This is a genomic window from Paenibacillus tundrae (genome assembly GCF_036884255.1).
Taxonomy (GTDB): Bacteria; Bacillota; Bacilli; order Paenibacillales; family Paenibacillaceae; genus Paenibacillus.
This window is the reverse complement of sequence record NZ_CP145605.1, coordinates 1,014,667-1,038,268: the sequence shown is the minus strand read 5'-3', so window position 1 is coordinate 1,038,268 and position 23,602 is coordinate 1,014,667. Positions and strand designations below refer to the sequence as shown.

22 protein-coding genes are annotated in these 23,602 nt (G+C 43.2%); 4 read left to right on the top strand and 18 right to left on the bottom strand.

What is annotated here, in order from left to right:
- Positions 1 to 9: 9 nt before the first annotated feature.
- From V6W81_RS04535 to V6W81_RS04525, 3 genes are all read right to left on the bottom strand, one after another.
- On the bottom strand, positions 10 to 741 hold the full coding sequence (locus V6W81_RS04535) for a hypothetical protein (protein WP_338543939.1): 732 nt from the start codon (positions 739 to 741) through the stop codon (positions 10 to 12).
- Between the two features lie 839 nt (positions 742 to 1,580).
- Positions 1,581 to 1,886 carry a hypothetical protein gene (locus V6W81_RS04530; RefSeq protein ID WP_338541772.1) on the bottom strand — a complete coding sequence of 102 codons (306 nt, stop codon included), beginning with the start codon at positions 1,884 to 1,886 and terminating at the stop codon, positions 1,581 to 1,583.
- A 13-nt stretch (positions 1,887 to 1,899) separates the two neighbouring features.
- Positions 1,900 to 3,249, bottom strand: coding sequence for a lipase family protein (locus V6W81_RS04525; protein ID WP_338541771.1), 1,350 nt, complete (start codon positions 3,247 to 3,249; stop codon positions 1,900 to 1,902).
- A gap of 154 nt (positions 3,250 to 3,403) precedes the next feature.
- Here V6W81_RS04525 and V6W81_RS04520 point away from each other — a divergent pair, with 154 nt between their 5' ends.
- Positions 3,404 to 3,655, top strand: a complete 252-nt coding sequence (locus tag V6W81_RS04520; protein WP_338541769.1) for a hypothetical protein — start codon at positions 3,404 to 3,406, stop codon at positions 3,653 to 3,655.
- A 484-nt stretch (positions 3,656 to 4,139) separates the two neighbouring features.
- Here V6W81_RS04520 and V6W81_RS04515 read toward each other — a convergent pair whose 3' ends face one another.
- The gene (locus V6W81_RS04515; RefSeq protein ID WP_338541767.1) at positions 4,140 to 6,464 is read right to left on the bottom strand and encodes a beta-L-arabinofuranosidase domain-containing protein; all 2,325 of its coding nucleotides are present in this window, start codon (positions 6,462 to 6,464) and stop codon (positions 4,140 to 4,142) included.
- Between the two features lie 491 nt (positions 6,465 to 6,955).
- Between V6W81_RS04515 and V6W81_RS04510 the strand changes: the two genes are divergently transcribed.
- Positions 6,956 to 7,660, top strand: coding sequence for an AraC family transcriptional regulator (locus V6W81_RS04510; protein WP_338541765.1), 705 nt, complete (start codon positions 6,956 to 6,958; stop codon positions 7,658 to 7,660).
- Positions 7,661 to 7,925: 265 nt separating this feature from the next.
- Here V6W81_RS04510 and V6W81_RS04505 read toward each other — a convergent pair whose 3' ends face one another.
- Positions 7,926 to 8,969, bottom strand: coding sequence for a 2,3-butanediol dehydrogenase (locus V6W81_RS04505; protein ID WP_338541764.1), 1,044 nt, complete (start codon positions 8,967 to 8,969; stop codon positions 7,926 to 7,928).
- A 136-nt stretch (positions 8,970 to 9,105) separates the two neighbouring features.
- On the opposite strand from V6W81_RS04505, the gene V6W81_RS04500 reads away from it, so the two are divergent.
- Positions 9,106 to 10,011, top strand: a complete 906-nt coding sequence (locus V6W81_RS04500; protein WP_338541763.1) for a LysR family transcriptional regulator — start codon at positions 9,106 to 9,108, stop codon at positions 10,009 to 10,011.
- A 103-nt stretch (positions 10,012 to 10,114) separates the two neighbouring features.
- Here the strand turns inward: V6W81_RS04500 and V6W81_RS04495 are convergent, their stop codons facing one another.
- The 8 genes from V6W81_RS04495 to V6W81_RS04460 form a co-directional block, all read right to left on the bottom strand.
- Positions 10,115 to 11,869 carry a methyl-accepting chemotaxis protein gene (locus tag V6W81_RS04495; RefSeq protein ID WP_338541762.1) on the bottom strand — a complete coding sequence of 585 codons (1,755 nt, stop codon included), beginning with the start codon at positions 11,867 to 11,869 and terminating at the stop codon, positions 10,115 to 10,117.
- 243 nt (positions 11,870 to 12,112) lie between these two features.
- Positions 12,113 to 12,481, bottom strand: coding sequence for a VOC family protein (locus tag V6W81_RS04490; protein WP_338541760.1), 369 nt, complete (start codon positions 12,479 to 12,481; stop codon positions 12,113 to 12,115).
- Between the two features lie 304 nt (positions 12,482 to 12,785).
- Positions 12,786 to 13,160 (bottom strand): ribonuclease toxin immunity protein CdiI, encoded by a 375-nt coding sequence (gene cdiI, locus V6W81_RS04485; protein ID WP_338541759.1) that lies wholly within the window; start codon positions 13,158 to 13,160, stop codon positions 12,786 to 12,788.
- A 111-nt stretch (positions 13,161 to 13,271) separates the two neighbouring features.
- Positions 13,272 to 13,649, bottom strand: a complete 378-nt coding sequence (locus V6W81_RS04480; protein ID WP_338541758.1) for a hypothetical protein — start codon at positions 13,647 to 13,649, stop codon at positions 13,272 to 13,274.
- Between the two features lie 92 nt (positions 13,650 to 13,741).
- On the bottom strand, positions 13,742 to 14,224 hold the full coding sequence (locus V6W81_RS04475; RefSeq protein WP_338541756.1) for a hypothetical protein: 483 nt from the start codon (positions 14,222 to 14,224) through the stop codon (positions 13,742 to 13,744).
- Positions 14,225 to 14,240: 16 nt separating this feature from the next.
- Positions 14,241 to 14,636, bottom strand: a complete 396-nt coding sequence (locus V6W81_RS04470) for a hypothetical protein (protein WP_338541754.1) — start codon at positions 14,634 to 14,636, stop codon at positions 14,241 to 14,243.
- A 187-nt stretch (positions 14,637 to 14,823) separates the two neighbouring features.
- Positions 14,824 to 16,122, bottom strand: a complete 1,299-nt coding sequence (locus V6W81_RS04465) for an amino acid permease (RefSeq protein WP_338543938.1) — start codon at positions 16,120 to 16,122, stop codon at positions 14,824 to 14,826.
- 459 nt (positions 16,123 to 16,581) lie between these two features.
- Positions 16,582 to 17,037, bottom strand: coding sequence for a GNAT family N-acetyltransferase (locus V6W81_RS04460; RefSeq protein ID WP_338541753.1), 456 nt, complete (start codon positions 17,035 to 17,037; stop codon positions 16,582 to 16,584).
- 255 nt (positions 17,038 to 17,292) lie between these two features.
- On the opposite strand from V6W81_RS04460, the gene V6W81_RS04455 reads away from it, so the two are divergent.
- Complete coding sequence (locus V6W81_RS04455) at positions 17,293 to 17,856, top strand: GNAT family N-acetyltransferase (RefSeq protein WP_338541752.1); 564 nt, start codon at positions 17,293 to 17,295, stop codon at positions 17,854 to 17,856.
- Positions 17,857 to 18,066: 210 nt separating this feature from the next.
- On the opposite strand, the gene V6W81_RS04450 is transcribed toward V6W81_RS04455, so the two are convergent.
- The 5 genes from V6W81_RS04450 to V6W81_RS04430 form a co-directional block, all read right to left on the bottom strand.
- Positions 18,067 to 19,371, bottom strand: coding sequence for a DUF1963 domain-containing protein (locus tag V6W81_RS04450; RefSeq protein ID WP_338541751.1), 1,305 nt, complete (start codon positions 19,369 to 19,371; stop codon positions 18,067 to 18,069).
- 27 nt (positions 19,372 to 19,398) lie between these two features.
- Positions 19,399 to 20,577: an alanyl-tRNA editing protein gene (locus V6W81_RS04445; RefSeq protein WP_338541750.1), complete on the bottom strand. Its 1,179-nt coding sequence runs from the start codon at positions 20,575 to 20,577 to the stop codon at positions 19,399 to 19,401.
- 179 nt (positions 20,578 to 20,756) lie between these two features.
- A complete protein-coding gene (locus V6W81_RS04440; RefSeq protein WP_338541749.1) occupies positions 20,757 to 21,509 on the bottom strand; it encodes an iron ABC transporter ATP-binding protein in 753 nt (250 codons plus the stop codon).
- On the bottom strand, positions 21,506 to 22,570 hold the full coding sequence (locus V6W81_RS04435) for an iron chelate uptake ABC transporter family permease subunit (protein ID WP_338541747.1): 1,065 nt from the start codon (positions 22,568 to 22,570) through the stop codon (positions 21,506 to 21,508). The genes V6W81_RS04440 and V6W81_RS04435 overlap by 4 nt, the downstream gene beginning before the upstream one ends.
- On the bottom strand, positions 22,567 to 23,592 hold the full coding sequence (locus V6W81_RS04430) for an ABC transporter permease (protein ID WP_430701049.1): 1,026 nt from the start codon (positions 23,590 to 23,592) through the stop codon (positions 22,567 to 22,569). Before V6W81_RS04430 ends, V6W81_RS04435 begins: the two co-directional genes overlap by 4 nt.
- Positions 23,593 to 23,602 lie beyond the last annotated feature (10 nt).

Sequence of the window (23,602 nt, the reverse complement as noted above, 5' to 3'; positions counted from 1 at the left end):
AGCAACCCCTCACTGTCTATATAATTTGGTGTGCTTAATTAATTGATCAATCTCCTGCATACAAGGCATCTGTTCAATATCTCCAGCCTCATAGCTGTCTAGGCGTGAAATCTCTAGCAGCAACTGATCCAGCTTGAGCAGAATTTCCTCATTGGTGTGGAGTGAATCTTTTACGTAGGTTAGATAGTCGTTGTACACTTTCGTTTTTTCCTGAAAAAGCTTTTGTGGCAAGCTCGCGGATTTGGATTTCATCATATTGGCATAATCCGCTTCATCAAATACATTCAATCGATTTAAGACGCTGCGAATGTTCAGGTACAACAGCTTCTCTACTTCCAGCGTGACGGAAGCAAATTTCTTGTAGCTCAGTTCTCCGGGATCAAATCGTTGATGCAATACGTTCAGAAGCGTCTCTTTCTTTTTTTTCATCCGGCTAAGTTGGGATAAGCCCAGCGTAATATCTTCTTCGAGCACTTTGATGCGTCTATAAAAAGATAAAGCCTCCACATAATCCTCATGTGTTTCGATATGCCTCACAGGCAGAACAACCGGTTGCTTGAACAACAAGGTATAGCTGCCATAGAACAGAGCGAGTGCGCTACCAAACAGCAGCGTCACCGAAAGTGCTGTCGTGAATGCACTCTCCCCAAATTCCAGTCCGATAAAGCCCGGTGAGAATGCGAGAACATTCACCGCCACGATGCCGAGGATCAGTCCGAGAAACTTTATGTATTTGGTCATGTTCAATCATTCGACCTCCTTTCATGTTAGATATTAGGCCTTCATGTCGTTTTTTTCCTGTTTATCTCATTCTCATTGTACATGATGTTAACGCTCTCAGGTGGATATGATTGGATATTCATAATCAAAAGCGGACTTTTTGAATAACCTCTATAACTATACGTGGCTTGGGCTTATCCCATTTCATCTTTACAGGGACAACGTTAAAACAAATGGGGTAACTTGTGGTCAAACTGTCGAAGTGTATTTTTGAAAATAGCAGATTGTGGATGTTCAAATGTTATTCGGTAATACGCGAAAAATTGCTGTGCGTGTCATTTTTTATATAAATGCGTGTTCACTCGTGAGCCCTTCGGGGTGAAAGACTTCTAAGCGGTTTGAATATAAGGCCGCAGCAGATCCAACGTACCAAAAATGATATGCATTTGATCTGTTCAATACATTCTTAACAGCTCTTCTAAGGAAAATAGATTTTCTTGGAGGATATAGAGAATGACTTTCATTCTTGAGGTTTTAGTTTTGCTCACCGAGAAACTCCTACATATTGAAGGAAAGTCCTTTTTTAATCGAATTCCTTACGTATCAATGGTTTAAGTCAATGCAAAATCCTCAGTTACAATAGTAAGATAATTCGCAATGGCCTTCATGGCATTAATTACTCCTTCTTTCTGAGAAAAAGAAAAAACGACGCGTTGAAAGACACGTAGTTGGTGTCTTTCAACGCCGTTTCTAAGATAGTTATATATGTATTGAATTTAATATATAAGGGATTGTCAGGCGGTTTGGAACGCATGGACTTGGTGCTGCGATTCGGCTATACCAAAGGTAAACCTCATTCCCTATTGCATCATCCTGTGGCTCCTACGTTCACTACGATCTTCACGATCAGCCTCCTCCATTTTACGGATGTATCGTTTCAATTCCTCTTTGTGTGTCTCCAACTCTACCAGACGGGCTGATGCCCCATTAAGAAACGATTGTATTTTGAACCCTAACATGGTAGCACTATAACCGAACCAATCTTGCTGCAAGCGATTATAGATCGAACTCATTTTCTGCTCTTGTTGCCTCAAGCGCTCCTGAAGTTGCTCACACTGTGCAACTGCTCGTTGTAAATCAGACAAGGATACAGATATTCTACCCATATTTCCTCCCCCTCTAAGATTTAAATTCGTCTGCTAAAACGAAATCTTCATGTTTACGTTCGATGTATTCAGCGATCTCACTAATAGATTCCTGGTACCAGCGGTTTATTCGTTCAAGCGTAGCCGTGGCATTATAAGCAATCGGAGTGAACGATTGACTCTCGCTCGTGGAGATATGTGTCTGGAACATCTGAATAGAAGCCTGAACTTCATTTGAGAATCCACTTAGGCTGACACGCATTTCCTTTGCCGCTTGCGCTAACTCTTCTGGTGTTAACTGAATTTTACCCGCAGCTGCTTGTGCGCTCGCAGCAACTGCGACCAGGGGAGCTACGGCGCCGCTAATAATGGCTGATAGTGATTTTTCGTGAGCCGTCCAGCGCGGTGATATGCTAATCTCTTCACCTGTTGCTCGATTAATTAGTGGTCCGACAAGATTTCCGTTTGTATCAAACTCATATTGATCCATTGAATGGTATCCTTTTCCTTCTTTTTTGGAGAAGGAATCGAGTAATCGATAGATATTGCCCACTTGAAACTTGTCCAAATCAATATTAACGGGGAAATTATAAACTTCAAGCGGTGCGCCGGCTCCCAAAGAGCGAATTGGTATCGGCAAGTGATACTGAAGCTTCCAATTCTGGTACATTGCATTAGCAGAATCGAAATCTTGTCCTCTGTAAAAGGTACTACCAACATGCCTGTCATACTCGACTATACCACCAGCACCGACAGAGTCGTTGGGGTCTACAACATTAACCACTTTACCGTCGTAGTAGCCTTCATTCACTCTGGATAAACTGATGTCATCCAGCAAGTTTGTTACGCTTGGTGCACTGTATGTCATGGCTGAAACATCCTTACGCGCAGCTACGTATTGAGCCAAACCGCCACCAAGGGAATGACCTGTTAATGAAATATCTGCATCTGGAAATGTTTGGTTTACAGACTCATACAGTTTTTCTGCTTGGTTAAACTGGTTATTCTCCCATAAGATGTCGTCCATTATGGATAGCATGAAACTTTTTCTAAATATGTTGTGATGGTTGGGATCTGTGACTGCATCCTCTAGTTGACGTGTTCGACCGAAAATAACGTCGCGCACATCTGTCTCGTAATCAGTTAATCTTCCATACCAGTGTCCATCGGGTTCAGTTCCTCGGTAACTGATGACGACTTGGTCAGTTTGTTGGTTTTTAATCACCAGAGCATCAAAACCTGTAACTTTGTTTTTTAACTCTGCATTGCCAGGTTCGACGACTTTCCAATCCTCTAATTCCGGGAGGATATACCCATTCGAAATGTCTTGATATGCAAGCTTAGAAAAATTCAAATACATCTCATCTGAAATGTACGTTTTCAAAATAGTATACCTCCTATATTTACTCTGAAACTTAATTTATAGTAATATACCCATATGATGATAGATTTGAGGAGGGGACGATATACAAAAAAATAAGTCTCAGAGTATAATTATTTTTGTAATTCTTGTCCTAATTCTGGGAGGTTGTAGCTTCATGTCAGATTCTAGCGAAGATACTCAAATCGTTAACAAGGCCATGGAGGCAGGAAAAGCATACTTTAAAGAAAAATATGATCTTAACGTAGAATTTACCCGCCACAAGTTTAATCCTCCCAGTCTCGGAGCAGATGTTGGACTATATGGACATTTGACAGAAAATACGAATACCGAAGTGTTTCTTCTTATAAACTATGAAACACTTGAAATTGTCACCGCTGCTGTCCCCGAGGGACTAATAAAAAAATAATATCGAAGAAATGGATCACTTTTTGTGATCCATTCCTGTATTTAGGAACAAAATTGATCACTAACTGTTAACTATCTAATAATGATTACTATTTTATTTATTAGTTCTTACCTTCTATATGGCTTCCTTTTACCAAAGAAGTAAAGTTCATTATACCCCCTCTGTTGTTTCCAAGGTAGTGACATATCCAAAAACAGGAATATAGTCACCTCTTTATCATTAACGAATAGTGACCCATTGAACCAATGTAGTCTGTTGTTACCAGAAGAGATAAAGTATCTTTCATAAATGTACTCGTTTGGAACAACCTTAATAAGACTTGTCTAAAAATGAAAAATACTCCGGCGAGGTGCCGGAGTATCGGAATGGTCAGATCTTTAATTTAACAAGCCTCGTGAACTTGCTTCGGTTAAGACTTAACTTGAATAGCTGCTGGAGTGAATTTTCCAGTTCAGGATATAACACCGATTGAATTGCACCCTGCTCAAATAATTAGAAATTCCGGTTTACTTCGTGTGGTGCGAACCTCTGTGACTTTACCGGCACAACCATTGTCACCCAGCGCCTGGAACGTCACCTTAACGCTGTCTTTACCCGACGTGGTTTCCTGCGGAATATCATAGGCAACATAGAACGTCTCGCCAATCTTGTTCATATGAATCCGCTGCTCTCCAATAACGACTCCATCGACGATAATATTGAAGTGCCGATCATACCGAATGCCCTCACGTTCAAAAGGAGAATGATCTCCGCCCCAATAGGCTACACACAGATGATTAGGTGCTGCTGGCTGCACGGCCAGTCGATAGCTGAAGTGAGCATCATCATTACCGTATGCTTCTCGCCACATGTGCAGCTTGTTGCGGCTGTCCGTAGACGAGCCGTTATACTGGGCCTCACGGCAGTTGCCGTCCAGCTGGTGTCCGATCTCATCTTGCTGACCGTCCGGCTGAACTCTGTCGATGGTGATATCATTCAATACCTTCTCCAGTGCATCGCCTTCATCGTTGAGCGGCCAATACACCGTATAGAACTGATGATGCACATCATAGAACGGAATGAGTTTCACAGGCTCTCCTGTGGAAGTGACCTCTCCGCTCAGCTCAAATGTTAATTTTTCCTGATCGAGAACTCGAATCCATTCCCTTACATCCTCTTCCTCTGTCCAGATGACAGGTACAGGTGCAGTCTTAGGATTCAATGCAGTCTCGTCTACGATCGTATCCACAGGAAGTCCTTCGCTACCAAGTGCACCGGCAAGTACAATTGGCCCGTACAGGAATGCTACCTTGTGTTCATCATCTCGGGATGTATACCGACTGAGCGCCATTGGCAGGGTGAAGGTAACCACATCGCCCTCGCTCCAGTGACGCGAAAGTGTGATGTATCCCGGCTCGCTCTGGGACACGATCTGCTGCGTGTCCCCATTCACCATGACCGTCATCGGCTCTTGGAGCCAGGATGGTACGCGCAGCTTCAGATTCGCCGAGGCATTGCCTCCGGTAATCGTCAGGGTTCCTTTTTCCGAATAAGGGAAATCGGTGTTCAGCTTCAATGACAATCCTTGTGAAGTCCAGTCTAGCGTAGAGGCAATGTACAGGTTCACATACAAGTTATCGTCTTCCTCAAAATAGATCGCTTCGGCATACTTGCCAGGATTCTCCATGCCTGATCCTGTGCAGCACCACCATGCGGTATCGTGAGTTCCGTAGATTTTGTAATGTCCTTGGAGCGTGGAAGCAAAGTACGTTTTGTTCCCAGTATCCGGATCTTGGGTGCCTAAAATGTGATTGTAGACAGCGTTCTCATAATAATCCATGTATGCATGATCTGGGTTCCAGGTGAAGAGTTGTTTCGTTAACTGCATCATGTTGTGGGTACAGCAGCTCTCTCCTGTTTTGATCCCTAGGCTCTCCATGCCCTTTGCCTCGTAATGCTCCGAAATGCTCGTTGCACCAAAGACATAAGAACGGTGATGTATGGTCGTATCCCAGAAAAATTCAGCCGCTGTGCGGTAGCTCTCGTGGGAGTGATCTTGATTATAAATCTCTGCTGCTCCGATCACTTTCGGAATCTGAGTATTGGCATGCAATCCCTGAAGCTCATCTTTCTCCTGCTCTAGAGGTGCCAAAATAGTCTCATGAGTAAAGCGTTTTGCTGTCTCCAGATAGACCGCTTTGCCCGTCATGCCGTATAACTGTGCAAATACTTCATTCATGCCCCCATGCTCGCACTGAAGCATTTTCTGTACCTTCTCATCCGTCATATCCTGTAGTCCAGCCACTGCCCAATCTGCAAAACGAGTAACAACCTGAAGAGCCTCTTCATTCGCTGTTAGCCTATACGCATCAATAAGCCCACGATAGATTTTATGCACACTGTACCAAGGAACCCAATACTCCCCGATGTTAAAACCACCAATGTGTTCAGCTTGAAATCCGATGATAAATGCTTCCTCAGGCAGGCCGCCAATATAACCACTACCTGTCGCCTGCTGAATACCAGCCAATTCACTGACTGCATAATCTAATCTACGCTTCAACTCCTCGTTGCCCGTCGCCTGATAGGTCACAGCAAGCGCTGACATGTAATGTCCTAAGGAATGCCCACTAATAGACCGCGCCTCCCAGCCGGCGTAACGTTCCTTGCGCGCAGTTAATCCATGCGCCTCATAACATGGGGCAAGGAATCGATCGATTTCCAGTGATAAGAGATACTGTTCTCCCACCTGCTGTGACGTATTGAACACACCATCCGATAGATCAATCTGTGCAGGACTCAAAAATCCTCTGTTTGTTTGTGTAATCAATTGATTCCCTCCTCATGAACTATCCATATAAATTGAAATAAAGAATAGTTACACTTGCCACTTCGATGACAGAATAACCTTCCGATCGCTGTTATCCCCAGATTTTTTTGATTTCCTATTGTCAAAGGTAAAATCCGGGGATAGCTTATGCTTCCGATGTAGCTTTCTTGTAGAAAGCTTTCAGGCGAACGCTCCGCTTCTCCATGTTATTTCTGTCCTCTCCGTTCTCGTGTAAATGTTTAGTTCAATTTATATAGCGAATTGTGATCATATATTTTCCATCTGGATAAAAAGGGTAAAATCCGTTGTTCTATCTCTCACGTCGACTAACCACACATCTCTGATAAACCTTGTACTTCCTCATGTTATCAAATAAAATACAAATGAATCAGACTCAGAATCCAAGAAAAGGTGGATAAATCCGTCCTATGCCAAAGCTATTAGAACATTACCTCTGCGGGAAATTTATATCGGAGGGGAACTGGACACATATGAAGCGCAGCATGCCCTTTCAAGAGATCATTTTGATGTTAGAGGGAGAGATGTACATTGCCGAGGAAGATCAGAAGTATATCGTGCGCCCAAATGACATGTTATTCCTTCAATCCGGGCGTCAGCATTATGGATATCAGACCAGTGACGCACCGGTAAGCTTCTACTGGGTTCATTATGACACGCAGCAGCTGGAGTTTCTGTCGTATCCTACTTATTCCACAATCCAGGTACCGTCAACGGCGAATCAGTTATTCAAGCAGCTTCTGCATGTCTCTTCGTTCTCAACAGAGGAATCGGATGCGGCGTTATTGCTATTATTGAAGGAGCTAGAGCGTAATACCCAGACCGATTATCGTGCACATAATGCCATTGTGGATCACATCTGCAAATGGATTGACCTTCATATCCATACGGATATTACCGTAGCGAAGGTGGCAGAGACGTTTAATTTCAACAAGGACTATATCTCCAAAATGGTAAAGCGCGAGAAAGGCGTAGGTCTCAAAACGTATATTCTGACTCAGCGCATCAATCGAGCCAAACAGATGTTGCTGAATACCAATGCAAGTGTGAAGGAAATCGCTGGTGCATGCGGATTCTCTGATTACAAACTATTTCTACGAATGTTTAAGCAATATGAAGGGCTCACCCCTTCTGAATATCGCAACCATCTCTACCACACGCAATTGAATCGTAAGTAGGACAATTATGGAGAATATGGTCTTCGTACGCATGACAAAAAACCACCTCCTATTTCGCTGTCCCCCTGGCTAGAATGCAGTCTAACATTTGGGAGAACCGTGCATAGGTGGTGGTTTCTGCGGTGACATGGAGTGACTAAGGGCTAGTGCCTAGGCCGCCCATACAAATCAGTAAATCTAATCCGTTTGGATCATGAGAGGTAAGCTTATGCGAAATGGGTTCGCATGGTAACTAGGTTTATCTGTTACTTACTTTACCTACTCATTACCCGTTAATTTCGATGAGGATTTTGGCGTGGCTCTTATCAGACATGAGCAGCTCAAGCCCTTCTTCCACGATATTGTCGAGTTTGATTTTCTTCGTAATAACCTGCTTCACATCCAGTGCTCCTTCTGCGATCAAAGAAACCACTTCTGGGAAAATGTGACGATACGCCAGTGTAGAAGTCAGGTTCGCTTCCTTCACCAACAGCTCGAAGAAGTTCACTTGAAGTGGTGTTGGAATAGCCGCAATGACGACAACCTCTCCGCCTTTCTTGATCACGGCAATGGCGCTGTCCATTGTTGGCTGCACACCTGCAGCTTCATAAGCAACGTCAATCCCACCGGATTGCTGTAGAATGGTTTCCGTTGCATTCACTTGAGCACTATTTACCGGAATAGCGCCCAGCTTCGCTGCAAGGTTCAGACGCTCATCAAATACATCGACCGCATAGATTTCGGATGCTCCAGCCGCTTTTGCTGACAAGATTGTCAACAGTCCAATTGGCCCTGCACCGTATACGGCAACCTTCTGTCCCACTTTTAGCTTGCTGTGGCGAACGGCATGAAGAGCAACGGCTGTAGGCTCAACAAGCGCTCCTTCTTCAAAGGATACGTTATCTGGCAGAGCATGTACCATATAGGATTCGACCACAACATATTCTGCAAAGCCGCCGTCCCCATTCAAGCCAACGAAGCCAAATTCTGTACATTGATTGTAACGCCCTTGGATACAGTACTCGCATTTTCCGCAATGATACAACGGCTCTACAACGACACGGTCTCCTACATTGATTCCGCTTACATGATCACCCAGTTCACTAACCACTCCGGCAAACTCGTGACCCAGTGTGAGCGGTGCATTCTGTCCGGATAGCGGATGTTTGTCCCCTTCTTGTATACCAACACCATGGTGATACGCGTGCAAGTCACTGCCACAGATTCCTGCATACTGTACTTTAATTTTTACTTGTCCCGCTTGCGCTGCCTTTACCTCACGCTCTTCTACGCGGACATCTTTTTTTCCATACCATACTGCTGCTTTCATTGGATGCATCCCCTTTTTATCGTTTATAAGATGAACACAACTTCTACTCTTAGTATAGCCCTGTTCAAACATTATTCATATTTATAGATACTAATGTTAATATTAGTTATAGTAATACAAATACGGAGATGAATACATGAACCTTGAACAGCTTGAATACGTTGTTGAAATTGCCAAAACGAAATCCTTCTCTGCTGCTTCCGCGAATCTGCACATCACCCAATCCGCAATTAGCCAATCGATCCATCGACTTGAAAAAGAACTGGATCTTACGCTTTTTGAACGCTCACGCAGCGGCACATTCCCTACGGTAGAAGGCAAACGTTTTATAGCCAAAGCGATGGATATTCTTCAGCGTGTGGATGATCTGAAAACAATGAATATTGAGGCTTCCGCTTTAACAGGCGAGCTTCATGTAGCTACTTTTCCCAGTGTCATGCCCTACTTGGTACAGGCTACTGCCGATATGAAAATTGAACACCCCCGATTGGATATCTCGATTGAAGAGAAAGGTTCCATGGAGATTATCAAGGATATTCGCAGCAACAAGACTCATCTGGGATTCATCGCGATCTATACGAAACAGCTACGGGAGTTCGACGGCCTACACTTCATCCCCATGTACTCAGGCAAGCTTGTCGTCTGCACCCATCACCACTCTGATCTGGCGAAGCTGAACCGGGTTACCCCAGAGCAACTCAAGCTTCATAAGCTGGCATTATACCGCGATGGATTCATCGATGATTTTATCCAAGACTTCACCTATGATCACGGCCCACTCTCTATCTTGTTCCGCACGAATAATTCGGAAGCTATTACAACGGTTCTTGGGAGCAATATGGCCGCTACTATTGGACATGACTTCTCCTTCTACCAACATCCATTGTGGAAAGAGGGCGTACTCAAACTCATTGAGATTACAGGCATTGACCAACCCAAGATGCAGATTGGATTCGTGCAAGCAGAGTCGAAGGAAATTGCCCTGGCAGCAGAGCGATTTACGTTAAAGTTCAGACAGGCTATTGAGCTAGGACATTTATAATAACTAAAAAACACCCTACTTTTCAGTCGATGCCTGCATGAACACAGCTCGACTACGGAGTAGGGTGTTTTAATAACGTTACACATATTGCGTTTATTTTATTCTATACTTTGACTTTCTTCACTGCTTGACTCATGTCATGCGTCTGTTGCTGCAGTACATTGGATGCCTCCAATACCTTCTGGAACATCGCAGATTGTTCACGGGTTAAACGATAGATATCGTCCGAATGATCGGAAACGCCGGACGAGATCTCGGAGATCGTGTTCACGGATGCAGCTGCTTCCTCGGATCCTGCGGATATTTCTTCTGCTGCAGCAGAGACTTCCTGGATTCGCTGGGTTACGAGTCGCAATGCATCGACCACCTGTGTAAAGGCAACCTCCGCATCCGCAGTCAAAGTTACACCCTGACCTATCTCCTGTGCCGTTACATTCATCTGTGTCCCAATCTGTTCGGACTCTTGCTGAATGCCTGTTAGCAAATCTGATATGGTCTGCACGGATGAACTCGAAGCTTCTGCCAGCTTTCTCACCTCATCCGCTACGATTGAAAAGCCTCTCCCATGCTCTCCAGCATGAGCAGCTTCAATCGAAGCATTGAGTGCAAGCAGCTTCGTCTGGGAGGCAAAATCCCGCAGCGTGTGCAAAGCGCCCCCAATCTCCTGGGAATAGTTGCTCAGCACTTGAACAAGCGCTACCACTTCTCCCGCAACCGCGGATATATTCTCCATCTGTTTCTTCATGTCTGTCATGCTCTGCTTGCCCAATTGCGCTGTAGCGAGCGTCGTAGTCGCAGCGTCCGACACCGCTGTAGAGGACTCGGATATGTCCGTGATGCCTTTTGCAATCTCTTCCATTGCATGAGCACTATCACTTGCGCCCTGCTTCTGCGTGTGCGCGCCCTGTCTAATCTGTTGCACTGCATGATCCACTGTTTTATTCATCACCAGCATCTCTTCTGCATTCCGATTGAATTCCTCAGTGGATTCGGCAAGAATATCTGTAGTCACAGACACACCTGCGACCATGTCACTCACAATTTTATTCAAATTCCCAGACATCTGGGTCATTGCTGTAAACGTACTACCAATCTCATCTTGGCTACGAAGTGGGTATGCTGTCAGAATTCGATTCGCTTCTGCCAGTTCACCTTGCGCCATTCGTTCTACACTTGCTTTTAGTGGTTGCAACGGTCTCAGACCTCTTACGATAAACCATAGTACAATGGCAATTCCTGCGAGTGTAATGAACAGCAGTACACCGTAGAACGGAAGACTAGAAGTCAGGATATCCGACTCGATCGTTCCGATAACAGATACAGCCGTATCGATGCCGATTACACCTACTAGACTACCGTTGTTATCCATGATCGGAGCATAGGAGGATATGTATTCGCCATATTCTTCGTTGTTAATAATCGATGAACTCGCTGTGTTCCCCTGCCGCAATTCGGCCACAGCATCTGGAGGAATGTCCGTTACTTCATTAATTGCGGATGCTTTGTCTGGGTCCTTGATCCCATCCACCATCATGAGTGGTGTATCCTTGTCATCTATTTTTGCATAGTACACGTACATTGCGCCGATCCTTACACGAAAATCATCAAGTTCATCTCTAATCTTCAGAAATGTACTGTTTTCTTGTGGATCTTGCACAAATTCTACATAGGGCTCCTTATCTAACTGACTTACATAACTTTGAGCTATCTGAATGTTGTAACTTGAGATTGCCTTCTGTGCAGCCAATTTTGTATTAGCCAACTGAAGCAACATACTTCCTGCAGATAGTACCAGCATGACAAATGTAACGATGGCAACTATACGGACAACTAAACGTTTTCTGAACACTCCGATCATTCGCTCCTCTTCCTCCCACATCCGCGTAAGCCTTTTCGACTAGCCCATACCCAATTTCACCATGCTTGAAGCACTATGTAATGTGAAAATAGTATACGAATATGTCGATTTTCGCAAGAAAATATTGGGTTGACATAAATAAGGGAATTTTCTTCATTAAGTACACAGAAAAAAGACTTATTCCTCTGCTTTACAGTGGGAATAAGCCTTTGCGAGTAAAGTTAACACTAATCTAATTATAGTTTAGGCTTTGCTGTGAAGGGTAACTAAGTAACCGTCTGGATCAGCAAATGTAAAGGTTCGCCCAAATGGTCCATCAATTGGTGCAGATGTGATCTTTACGCCTGCAGCAACAAGTTTGTCGTGGATTTCTTGCGCATCAGGGGCTTGAAGCCACAGAGCAACACCAAGTCCAGGCTGACTAACCGAGCTGAGCTCTACTCCCGGGAGTAAGTCGCGAAGAGCAAATGCAATAGGCTTCGTATCAAAGACCACAGCATGAGGTGGCCCTGCCTGCGAGCGAACCAATCCAAGATAGTATTGATAGAATTCCGCGGAGCTTTCGAGATTGCTCACTTGAAGTGAAATGAAGTCTGGTCCGATTACTGACATAATGTTATGTCCTCCTTAGTATATGGGTGGTTGTGTTATATGCATGATTATATAAGCCCCCTATTGCCAACAGTATGTCAGTAGCGTTTTTCGTTCTTTTCTTTTCTCTCTCATCGATCAATTGAGATCTGAAGCACACAAGAAAATAAAGATAATAAAAAAACAGGTTAATTACGGTTTCATCTGACCATAATCGACCTGTTCAATTTATTAAGCATATCTTAATTTAATTAAATGAAACATTCACCAATAAAACTACCAAAATTGTGTATTATATCAGTTATATTTGTTATACAAACTTTAATTAGACTTTTATATCTAATCTACTTTTTATTATTTCTAGTAAATTATTAATCTTATTTATATCTTCTGGATGTTCGTCAAGATGTTTCCCACTATAAATAACTAAACAGTTATAAAATTGATCGTACTCCATTACTGCCATTACATCTTCGTCATAAGCTGGGGGCTCTCCTATAAAGCACACTTTCCTATCTCCAATATAGTACTCCTCATTTGGCTCATGATAAGTTGAAAATTGTACCTCTAGTGGACCTGATCCATACCCATGTCTTTCAGAATTCCCAAAATATTTTAATGCTCTTGGGAGGTCTATAATATAAAAATAAGATTCAACCAGTTTGTCAATTTCATTTTGTTCTATAAGTATTCTGTACACTTCTCTCCCCCATTAAGCTTTTTCAATAATATTATATTCTCTCCTAACTCACGCCTCATTCGGATATTCATTATCTGCATCAATACGTTAGATGTTTGCAAACTAAAAAATTCAATTCGTATTAGTTAAGTCATTAAATATTTCAATTACCTTCTCTATCCTTCCTTTATCCACTTCTTTTAGATTCTCTAAGGTTTCATGATACGCATTTAAAGAATCAGAGGTATTCAAGATTGATAGTGTTGCCATAGCAAAATGTCCGATTCTGATTCCTTCTGCAAAAGTATATCGTTCACCCATATATTGAGTTAAATTTTGAAGCTTTTCGATCACTAAAGTATTATTGATTTTTAGTTCTACGACTCTAATCATCGTATTACTGATGATATATATTTGTTTTGAATCCAGAAATTCAATTAATTCTCGTATGGATAATTCATTTAGCTTAATATGACGAACTTTATCATCGAGTTCATTTTCGCTATTCATATAAATCACTCCACGAACCATACTTTTTAATCAAGTAAATACGCTCGAGTTTATGTAAGTAACATACCAATCAGCGAAAACTATTTTTAGATTTATAAGTTTTCTATATCGTACGATGGCTTATTTAAAAATCTCTCATACCATCCTCCGAGAGGGAAATGACCACCCCCAATTATCTCTAGTTCATTCACTCTAAATACAAATGCTCCTTTCCTTTCTAGTATTCTTAACAACGGTTCATATACATGAATATACTCAGAGTATTCCAGATGATCATCTATATAGCTAGCTAATTTCAGATAAAAATTACAAAACAATTCTATACCAGAAAACTTATTCATGTATTCTATGGTTTCTTGGCTATAAATCGTTGTAATATCTACTAGCTCTTTTTCACCACCTAATAAACGAGCAATATCAGCAAATTTAGGTGAAACAGGCACTAGATTTTCTTTTTGAAAAAATGAAGCCATTCTCCTAAAAAACTCATATGCCAATCTCTCATCCTCCGGTGATACTACCGTCCCTACTAAACTCCAATCAATATTACTGCTTCGAGATACCGCTTCTCTCAAGTACATTACCTTCACCTCAAAATTTAATAAATGATTTACTCGCCAGAAATTCAACGCTAATTCGATCTACTTTCAACTCAACGTATGTACCTATTAAATAAGCATAGTCTCTGAACAACTCTTCATCGGTTAGGACGATCCCCGCATCCAAAGAGTCTGCTTGTATCACACCTCGAATGTTATAAGCGAATCCTGAATCAATCCGTTCTAACTCTTTCTTAGGCTCGTGCAGCTCCTGAATAATGACATCATCTAATATTGTAATCCCAATGGATACGGGGTAAGCACGTCCCACTTCAATAGGATATGGACAGATAGTAGCAAACCCTGTAAATTCAACTCCGTTCATTTCAAGAGTTACCTCTTCTTCTATGTGGGGATATAACCTTCTAACGACAGCCCAATTCTTCATTGTGTGCAATCCTCCCTTCTTTCTTCTCATCTAAATCTATATATGCAAGTATACCTCCATGTACAAAAAAACACCCCAGCATAACCACTGAGATGTCTTCTTCTTCTTAATTAAGCAATATTTAATTCTGCTAATTCTCAAACCTTTTTCTCTATCCGATCTACATGCGACCTATAGATGCAGTCCGTTATTTCGCCTGTTTCCCATCTGCCTTACGGAATCGAACCAAAGACCAGATGATAAGAAACGCCAGCACGGAGAGACAGACACTAATACTGAAACGATTGCCTGCATCGAAAATAAACATCACTGCAATTACGGCCAGACATAGGGTTGTCGCACCTGTGATATAAGGAAATCCCCACACCTTGAAGGAAGGTTGCACGGGATACTGCTTACGCAACTTCAATTGCGATGAAGAAATGCAGATCCACACCAGAATTACCACAAATCCAGGAACTGCTAGTAGCACACTGAATAGCTGATCTTGTGCAAACAGCCCCAGCAATGATCCAGCTAACAAAATGACACTGCACACGAGCAAGGTGTTAATCGGGCTACCGTTCGCATTGGTCTTCGCTAAAGCTTTGGGAGCCTCACCGCCGACCGCCATCGAATACATCATCCGGGATGCACCATAGATCCCAGAGTTCGCAGCTGATAAGACAGCCGTAACCAGAATGAAGTTCATAATATGAGCGGCACCTGGTAGCCCAGTCGAAGCGAGCACCTGTACAAACGGGCTACTTTCTGGTCCAAGCTCATTCCACGGAATTAAGCCACAGATGATGAGAATAGGCAAGGTGAAGAACAGAATAATTCTTAACATGAAATTGCCCACCACCTTGGGCAGTACACAATCTGCATTTTCCGTTTCCGTCAATGTTAGTCCAATCAGCTCTGAACCTCCATAGGAGAACATAACAACAAGCAGAGCAGAGAAGATTGAGCCCCAACCATTAGGGAAGAAGCCACCCGATTGCGTATAATTTTGCAAATAAGGTGTGTTATCACTCGGAATAATGCCGAAGATTAGCGCAGTACCTAGGAAAATAAAAGCAATAATCATCGCAATTTTGATCCCTGCTAACCAGAATTCGAATTCTCCGAACACGCCTACACTCAGAAAATTGACGGATATAATAAACGCAGCGCATGCCAGACTCATGAGCCATAATGGCACGTCTGGGAACCAATATTGCAGAAAACTACCCGCTGCGATCACTTCAATTACACATACAGATAACCATAGGAAGCAATACATCCATCCCATGACAAATGATACTCTGCTGCCAAACGCTTCTTGTACAAAGTCTTTCATATTCCGATTCTTATAGACAGTGGCCATCTCCGCCATAGCTGCCATGACAACGAGCAGTAACAATCCGGCGAAAATGTAGGTCACGATGACCCCAGGCCCTGCTAGTCCAATCGTTTCGGTGCTGCCTTTGAAAATTCCAGTTCCAATGACACCACCCATCGCCATCAGGCTAATGTGTCTTGGTTTGAGTTTCTTCTGTAATGTTCCTTCTGTCTGAGCCAATTCCAGTCCTCCTGATGTAAAACACGTCTGTGATTATTTGGTTCAAGTCTACCTAAATATAATTTTCAGTATACCCTATAGTCCATACCTCAGAACAGAACATCTGCATGGGAATTTCATTCAATTCTTTATGGCGAACATTAGTTACTTGTGTATACTGTCATCTTAATCTAGTTTGCAATGCAACTATGTGTCTTTTGATACATTCTCACCATAACTTGCATTGCAGCTCTTTCGCTTCCTTTCCCTGTAGAGACGGTGCCGTATACAAGCCAAAGAACAGCATCCTCTGCAACTACAGAATGCTGTTCTTCAAGTGTTTCTTTATATTTATCAATAGAATGTACTGAATACTCTGAATACTTTTAATGCTATGAACGTTTAAATACTCTCCAACTTGTACTACAGTTCCTTCGTCATAAATGTACTATTCGGATCCAGAATATAATCTGCAAAAGGCTCACAATACGTGAAGCCGAAATCTTCATACAGCTTGCGAGCTGGGATGAATGAATCCATGGAGCCAGTCTCTAGACTGATCCGTTTATATCCACGACTTATGGCAGCTTCAATAATATGAGCAAGAATATTTCTTGCCACACCTTTACGTAAATGATTTTTAGCAGTTCGCATCGATTTGAGTTCTGCGTGCTCTTTGTCCAGTTCCTTGATTGCCCCACAGCCGAGAAGCTCCTGATCTTCCCATGCGCACCAAAAAGTAATCTCCGGCTTCTTCAAGCCGTCTAGATTAAGGGCATGAATGCTTTCTGGTGGAGAGTCCTCCGCCATTCCTTGTAAATGTTCTGCAATTAGTCCAATCACTTGTGCCCCACTCAAATCATCTACACGAATCTCCACTATAACCACTCCTACGTTAATGTTAAGTATGATCTATAATCGTTAATCTTCTGTATTTCATATTACTCTCATGGCAGGTTTCCTGACAAGGCTATTATGAAGGTTCTCTAGATCGAGTGTTGTATCACCCTGTAATTTTCATTATGATGAGCCTATCTGATCTCTAAAGGGGCGAGGCATATTGCGTACAATACATATAGCTAACGGTTGTTCTGAGGTGAAGCGAACTTAAATTGAGATCTGAAGGAGATTAACATGACACTATCAACTGAAAATCTATTTTACAGCCAGCGTCTAAAAATGACCCCTCCCCGCACAGAAGACGTACAGACAATGCTATTGTGGAACGAAGATCCTGAATATCTGCGTAACGTAGATACGGATATTGCGATTCCCTATTCGGAGAAACAGCTTGAGGAAGAAGGCGAAACGAAAGATAAGGAAGTATATTTTCGGCTACGTACCCAAGAGGATGAACAACTGATCGGCTTTGTCGTTATTCATAGCATTGAATGGAATAACCGCTGCGGGCAGCTTGCGATAGGTATTGGACTTGCTGAACATCGCAACAAAGGATATGGTACAGAAGCGTTGAAGCTGATTCTTCGATATGCATTCCATGAATTAAATCTAGATCGGGTTGGCCTTGATGTGATCTCCTATAATGCCCGGGGCATTCGTGCTTACGAAAAGGTAGGCTTTCAACTGGAGGGTCGCATCCGCTCAGCAGTTTATCGGGATGGCAAGCGATATGATCGTCTAATGATGGGCATTCTGAGATCCGAGTGGGAAGCCCTCGCAGCAGAGCTCTCACCTTAATTACTGATCCATATCAATACACAAAACATACCAAAAACGTCCAGGCTCATTGCCTGAACGTTTTTTACGATTTTACTCTGCTACTCATAAAACCTTATCCATAAAACTTTCATCCATGCGTTCCGTACGCGACTCCGTATCCTATATCCTATTCACCATTAACCCAGACCATAACGATGATGTAGTTTCATACCGGTGCAAACGGAGACTTTAGCTCTGCTGATACGTTACCCCCGTCATCTGGCACGGCTCACATAGCAGCATATAATACATGCCTTCTCCATACTCCGCCAGTTCCTCACCATTCACCTGCCCGACCGCCTTCATACGGGTAGAACAGGACGGACAAGTTGTGTATTCCGCATCCTGAACCCATCCCGGATGTCCGCCTATTTGCGACAGTGACGGTTCGTTTGCCCACTCACTGCCGTGGTAAGGGTTACGCGGTTGGGTTGCGATATGATAATGAGGAGCTGTATCTAGTGTAAACGCATCGTGATCTTCTGCATCAATCTCATCCACGCCCATAGGCATCACGTTATGCGTGCTCCAGACGGGTTTACCTTCAGCGCTCATCTCCATGTAAACTACCCCATAACAGCTGCAACTCATACAAGTCTGGACTTGAAGTTTCTCGGCTTTCCATGACACCTCACGCAGTGCTGGATGATGAGCATCTAAACTAACCAGAACGGTTAATTCTCGACTGCACCAAGGACAACAATCCGAGCTGTTAACTAACATGGAGATCGGCTCTCCGCCTGAAGTAGTGGTAGCAGACTCCTTTTCATCCACGACAAATAAAGAATAACTCGGTGTTGTGAACAACATTCTACGCTTACCTTCTGTGGTCAGTTCCCAACCAGCCTCTGTCGCATACTGCTCAGGAGCTACATACAGTTGATTCGCCCAAGGCGGGGGAGATTCCTTCCATTGCTGAAATTGTTGTACAACGACATCATCCCCAATATACGCAAGCATCAGCAACAGGAGATTACGATTCTCATCATCTGTATTCACCTGCTGTAGCAATTGATCTCGCACTTCCGGGCTCGCACTCTTATACAGAATTGCAGGGTAATAGATCTCATGAGCCAACAGCTCTGAAATCTGTTCGGATAACGAAGTCCCATGATAACAGACAAGTGCTACCAGAATATCTTTGCCTGTATCCGCATCTTCTGTACGAATGAGATCCATTGCGTAATCTACCATCATAAGCTGCTGCTCTGCTGACAAAGACAGAAACACTTGCTCTTTGGACTGCCCGTACGGAATATAACGGATTAATTCGTTGCGGACATGATGTGTATGCATGATTTTCAGGATCTCAACAGGATCAGTCATACCTTCATACAAGTTCACATCCCGCCGATTCGCCTCGATATATTGGCGGTGCTCCTCCCGCGCAATTTCTTGTTTACATGGCATGCAGATGCCATCTGTTTTGGCTGCTGTTGCGGGCAAAATGGTGTTACTGCACCCCTCTCGACGACAAGGAATACGTTCTGTCATTAGACCTCTCCCCAATCCAAGCTTCGCTTAGTGATGACCCAGTTGCTCCTTCGTGAATTCGTAAAAAGCAATCGCATCTTCGCTGTTCGCAAAGCCCGCCTGAGCCATTTTATCACTACCGCCACCTTTGCCTTGATACGCACCAAGATTGCCTTTGAAGAATGGGCCACATGCCCATTCCGGCGGTTGTCCATTCTGCGCTAGAACCACCTTAGCTTCTGAAATACTGGCGAAGAGCACCAAGCCCTCATGTTCTGCTGTAAGCTTGGTCGCAAGACTCTGCATATCCTTAAGCGGTTTGTCCTCAAATACCTGAGCGATGACCAGCCCTTCTCGCGCTGCGAGCAGTTCCTGCGCATAATAATCATCATTCGTTGCTTTTACCGCATTTAGCTCGCTCTGCAGCAGCTTCTGCTCCTGTTCCATTTTCTCAATGCGCTCCAGCAGCTCGTCCCTGCTCGTCTTCAATTTCGTCGTTAAGCCGTTCAGTACTTGCTGTGTTGCGGTGAATTCGTTCAATGCTCTCGATCCACATTTAAAATAAATCCGGATACCACCTTTCACCTTCTCGGTTTTCAGCAGCTTGATTAATCCAATCTCCCCCGTTGCCGACACATGTGTGCCACCACACGCGTTATATTCCACACCCTCAATCTCAACGATCCGAATATCTTCAGTAACGCTCGGCTGCTTCACCAAGGGTAGACGTGCTGCCTCTTCTGCAGTTACCCAGGATGTATGGATTGGTGCGTTACGATAAATTTGCTGATTCACCTCATATTCGATGGCTGCAAGTTGCTCCACGCTGAGTGATTCTGCCGCCACATCAATCGTGGCATAATCCGTTCCCAGATGGAAGCTGAGCGTCATCGCATCCGCAAGCTTCAGGGTGATCGCTGACAGTAAATGTTGTCCAGTATGATGCTGCATATGATCGAATCGACGCTGCCAATCCAACGCACAGTCCACGTCCACTTGTTCAGGTGAGCGCTCTAGCTTATGCCATACCTCTCCATCTTCAAGATTGACATCAAGAACAGCAATGCCGCCGATCTGTCCTAGATCACACGGTTGTCCGCCGCCATGCGGATAAAAAGCAGTCTCTGCTAATGTGACGTAGGTGCCGTCCTCCTTGTCTGCTCTATTTGTAATCTGTGTATGCCATTCATGTGTATATGCTGAGTTGTAATAAAGTTTATCTGTCATTGTATAGTTCCGTTCCCTTCTCGTTCAAAGTGGGTTATCTGTTCTCCAGATTACACTATTTGGCATAAGCAAGCCAAATTTCGCCCTCTTTATACAAAAAAGTAGAGTGGAATAATCACTCTACTTTCTGAGAACTCTTTTAATTTAACTACCTTAAATACATCAAATACATCCTGCACTTAATAAATTGCTATTGGTCCATATGGGCCCTCGATAATTTCAATTTTGGTCTCAAAAATATCTGTTAAAATTTCGGGATCCATAACCTCATCCACTGTTCCAAACGCAGCAATCTGCCCATGCTTCATCGCACAGATTCGATCCGAATATTTGGCGGCAAAATTAATATCATGCATAACCGTCAGAATGGTTCGTCCAAATTCATTAGCTGCATACCTCAGATGCTCCATCATCCGTACAGAGCGAGCCACATCCAAATTGTTCAAAGGCTCGTCCAAAAGTACGTATTCTGTCTCCTGACACAAAACCATAGCTACATATGCTCTCTGTCGTTGGCCACCGGAAAGCTCGTCTAAATATCTATTTTCCAGATCAGTTAAGTCTAGAAAATCAATATATTTGGAAATAATCGCTTCATCTTCATCTGTTAGTCTTCCCTTCGAATGAGGAAAACGCCCAAATCCGGCAAGCTGTCTTACCGTTAGTCTTGTGACAAAATGATTTTCTTGCCGCAGCACCGTTACAATTTTGGCCAAGTCTTTGGACTTCGATTTGGAAACATCCATATTGGCAATCTTAATCTGGCCTTCGTCCAAATTCAGAAGCCTACCGATCATCAGAAGCGTTGTTGATTTTCCCGCTCCGTTGGGTCCGATTAATGAAGTAAGACCGGCTTTGGGGATGCTTATATCCAAAGGGCCTATTTCTACCTCGGCTGCATAGGATTTTTTGACATTATCGATCTGTATCATAAAGAACCCTTCCTTAAAATAACAATTAAGAATGTTAGTCCACCAATCAATTCAATAAGAATGGAGACAACACCTTGCGCATGGAAAATATGATTCATAATAAAGTACGCACTCGTTAAGATTACAAAGCCTATAGCAAGAGCCATCGGGAACACGTATCTGTGATCATAGGTCTGTGCTGCTTGATAACTCAACGTAGCAACTAAAAATCCATAGAAAGTAAGTGGGCCAACCAAAGCGGTTGATACAGCCATCAAAATGGAAATAAGAACAAGGGTATACATGACACTTACTTGATGTTTAGAGCCCAGAACCGTTGAGACATCCTTACCAAGCGACAATACATTAAGTCGCTTGGCATTCGCAAGCAGAAGGATCGCTACAACGATAACAATTGGTATGGCAATCGGGAAATAGGCAGCATCTGCATTATTGACGGAAGCAAACATTCTTGCTTGCAAAATATCAAATTCAGATGGTGACAGAAGTCTTCTCATAAAAGAAGATACAGACCTTAACCCCGTTCCAATAATAATACCGACCAAAAGCAGGAGTTGTAAATTGCCGTACTTCCCAGAGAGCAACCATCCGTAGAGGATTAGACACATCAAGACCATAGCAGCAATCTGATATAAAAAGGCATCTACACCACTAAAATTCACAAACGCCGCAGCACCAAGGAAAAAGATCGTGCTTGTATGAATGGTGGAGTAAATAGCTTCAAAACCTAAGAGTGACGGAGTGATAATTCGGTTATTCGTAATCGACTGAAAAGCAACCGTTGCTAAGCTTTGACAAATTACAGCCATAAGCATGGCAACAAGGGCTACCACCCTTCTTGTAACAACAGGTATGAATGATGGGGAGGTTACTGGAACCGGATTGTTATACACCAGTAGTCCAAACGATGATAAAAGACCCACAACAATCAATGTTATCAGCAAAATCCAATAACGCTTTTCTTCCTTCTTGGTACGAAAGGCTCTAGCTGATCTTTTTCGGGGAGGTCGGCTAGAGTCGATGTCGACATTTAGTGGATTACTACTAGTTAATTCGCTCATCTTAGCCTCCTTTTTGACCTCCTTTGTCTTAGCAAAATAGCAATAAATACAACGGCTCCCACCGTTCCAAGGATCATAGAAACAGGTATTTCAAACGGCATAATAATGATGCGAGACAGGATATCACATACAATGATGGTAGCCATCCCTAACACGCACACCCATGGCAAATTACTCCTAAGGTCATCCCCTCTAAACATGGAAACAATATTGGGGACAATTAGCCCTAGGAATGGTAAGTTTCCAATAACAGCCGCAACAACACCAACAGCTAGAGAAATGAGACCCGTGCCAATAAGAATAATTCTGTTATAGTTTACGCCGAGACTGGTAGCGACATCTTCCCCAAGTCCAGCCAGAGTCAACCGGTCAGCAAATATAAAGATAAGTATAGTGAGCAAAATAATAATCCATAGATACTCATACCGACCAATCTGAACAGGCGAAAAAGAGCCTACAAACCAGCTCTCGATATTTTGCGTCACTTGGAAAACAAGTCCGATAAACGTTGAAAATGCCGAAATGACTGCTCCCAGCATCATCCCAATAATAGGCACAACTAAAGATGATCGAAGCTTAACTTTTCTTAGAAAAACAAAAAAAATCATTGTTCCTACAAAAGAAAAAATGATTGCGCCTGTCATTCTGAGCACTAGCGTTGGAGCAGGAAATAATAGATAAACAAATAAAAGTCCGAGACCTGACCATTCCATCGTTCCTGTGGTGGTAGGTTCTACTAAACGGTTCTGTGTAATCAACTGCATGACCAGTCCTGCCATGGCCATTGCGGCTCCAGTGAGCATCAAGGCAATGGTTCTAGGTACACGAGTGATGAAGAACATCTCCATGCCATCCGCTTGTCCTCTGATATCATAAACGCCAGTAAACAGCGATAGGATCGCTAGAATAGCTGTCACCGTGATGGCGATGATAAAAGGGATCGTCCAGAGCTTCTTACGGTTATGACGCTGGGGTTGAGAATTCTCAACCCCAGCTAGTTTTGGTATCCAGTTTTTCAGCACTGCGTCATAC

Excerpts from the sequence above, each read along its gene's own strand:
- V6W81_RS04500 (WP_338541763.1), top strand. The coding sequence starts at position 9,106 with ATGAACCTTGAACAGCTTGAATACGTTGTTGAAATTGCCAAAACGAAA.
- V6W81_RS04455 (WP_338541752.1), top strand. The coding sequence starts at position 17,293 with ATGACACTATCAACTGAAAATCTATTTTACAGCCAGCGTCTAAAAATG.
- V6W81_RS04495 (WP_338541762.1), bottom strand. The coding sequence starts at position 11,869 with ATGATCGGAGTGTTCAGAAAACGTTTAGTTGTCCGTATAGTTGCCATC.
- V6W81_RS04530 (WP_338541772.1), bottom strand. The coding sequence starts at position 1,886 with ATGGGTAGAATATCTGTATCCTTGTCTGATTTACAACGAGCAGTTGCA.
- V6W81_RS04450 (WP_338541751.1), bottom strand. The coding sequence starts at position 19,371 with ATGACAGAACGTATTCCTTGTCGTCGAGAGGGGTGCAGTAACACCATT.
- V6W81_RS04470 (WP_338541754.1), bottom strand. The coding sequence starts at position 14,636 with ATGAAGAATTGGGCTGTCGTTAGAAGGTTATATCCCCACATAGAAGAA.
- V6W81_RS04490 (WP_338541760.1), bottom strand. The coding sequence starts at position 12,481 with ATGTCAGTAATCGGACCAGACTTCATTTCACTTCAAGTGAGCAATCTC.
- V6W81_RS04440 (WP_338541749.1), bottom strand. The coding sequence starts at position 21,509 with ATGATACAGATCGATAATGTCAAAAAATCCTATGCAGCCGAGGTAGAA.
- V6W81_RS04505 (WP_338541764.1), bottom strand. The coding sequence starts at position 8,969 with ATGAAAGCAGCAGTATGGTATGGAAAAAAAGATGTCCGCGTAGAAGAG.
- V6W81_RS04510 (WP_338541765.1), top strand. The coding sequence starts at position 6,956 with ATGAAGCGCAGCATGCCCTTTCAAGAGATCATTTTGATGTTAGAGGGA.
- V6W81_RS04465 (WP_338543938.1), bottom strand. The coding sequence starts at position 16,122 with ATGGCGATGGGTGGTGTCATTGGAACTGGAATTTTCAAAGGCAGCACC.
- V6W81_RS04445 (WP_338541750.1), bottom strand. The coding sequence starts at position 20,577 with ATGACAGATAAACTTTATTACAACTCAGCATATACACATGAATGGCAT.
- V6W81_RS04480 (WP_338541758.1), bottom strand. The coding sequence starts at position 13,649 with ATGAATAGCGAAAATGAACTCGATGATAAAGTTCGTCATATTAAGCTA.
- V6W81_RS04520 (WP_338541769.1), top strand. The coding sequence starts at position 3,404 with ATGTCAGATTCTAGCGAAGATACTCAAATCGTTAACAAGGCCATGGAG.
- V6W81_RS04435 (WP_338541747.1), bottom strand. The coding sequence starts at position 22,570 with ATGAGCGAATTAACTAGTAGTAATCCACTAAATGTCGACATCGACTCT.
- V6W81_RS04535 (WP_338543939.1), bottom strand. The coding sequence starts at position 741 with ATGACCAAATACATAAAGTTTCTCGGACTGATCCTCGGCATCGTGGCG.